Genomic DNA, 1,256 nt, shown 5'->3' with positions numbered 1-1,256 from the left:
CGCTACGGGGCGGACGCCCCCCGCGTGAGCTTGTCGGCCGCGCGGACCCGATGGAGGTGGATGAGCACGTCGTAGGCCCGGCCGAGGGCGAGGGCGGGCAGGGGATCGGCGGTGAAGGTCGAGCCGGCGTCGTAGACCGGCCGGGCACGGTCGAACCAGGCGCGCGCCTCGGCGGGTGCGGTCCTCAGGTCCAGAAAGAAGTCCCGGTACCCGACCCGGTCCAGGAGGTGCTCGTTCATCCCGGGGCGCGCCGCGGGGACGGTGACCGGCTTCCAGTCCCCGTCCAGGGCTGCGTCCTTGGTGAGGAAGGAGCCGCCGGCGAAGGAGAAGCCTATCGCGGCGTAGCCGCTGCCCAGGTGGTCGCGCAGCACGGCGCCCTGGGTCCGCGGGTACATGTCCGGGTGGGTCGAGAGGTATCCGACGTGGCCGTTGTGGGCCGACAGCAGCATCCTGTGGCCGGTGTGGCGTTGCCACCACAGCACGTTGTCCGCCATGGCCCGGTCGCGCAGGTGCTCGGCGGCGGTGACCGAGGCGGGGTCGGCGAGGTCGACGGTGGCGAAGGCGAAGGTCTCCGCGATGTTCCGGGCGTGCCGCACCGTCCACGCGTGGTCGTCGTCGGCCGCCAGGTGCGCGGCGACCAGGTCGAGTGCCTCCTGGGCGCGTACGGCGTTCGTCTCGCGTTCCGCGACCGGTGTGCGCAGGTAGCCGAAGATGTCGTCGAAGGGGCGCAGTCCGGCGTACAACTCGGTCAGGCGGGGCAGGACCTCCGGCCGGGTCCTGCCGACGGACGACAGCACGCGCTCGAAGATGTGGTCGCCGAGCTGCGGCGCCCCGAGGTCGTCCCCCATGAAGTGGACCCGGTGGCCGGGGCGGCGGCGGTTGTGCTCGCGCATCCAGCCGATCAGACTGACGAACTCCTCGCGTTCCCAGGGGGATCCGGCCAGCGTCTCCGTCGCGATCCGCCGCGGGTCGCCGGGGCCGCCCTGGAGGTACTCGTCGATCCTGAGCCCCGCCGACCAGCTCATCTCCAGCGCGAAGGTGGTGAAGCCGCGCTCCTCGACGAGGTGCCGGAAGACGCGTTCCTTCATGGCGAAGAACTCGTGCGAACCGTGTGTGGCCTCGCCCAGGCCCACCACCTTCGCGCCGCCGACCATGGCGCTCAGCGCCCGAAGGTCCCCGGTCCGGCCACCGGGCTCCGTGGAGCGCAGCGGGTGAGCGGCCCGTTCCAGGGACCGTACGAGGCGTGTCTCCCGGTG

Annotated in this window: 1 protein-coding gene; it reads right to left on the bottom strand. The window is 72.5% G+C overall.

Annotation, left to right across the window (positions count from 1 at the left end):
* Positions 1 to 2: 2 nt before the first annotated feature.
* On the bottom strand, positions 3 to 1,256 hold a 1,254-nt coding region (locus IF00_RS0140310), incomplete at its 5' end, for an erythromycin esterase family protein (protein ID WP_030327080.1).

The organism is Streptomyces flavochromogenes (assembly GCF_000717595.1).
In the GTDB taxonomy this organism is placed as follows: domain Bacteria; phylum Actinomycetota; class Actinomycetes; order Streptomycetales; family Streptomycetaceae; genus Streptomyces; species Streptomyces flavochromogenes.
Note: the sequence above shows the minus strand (reverse complement) of the source record. Positions and strands in the feature narration are given on the sequence as shown.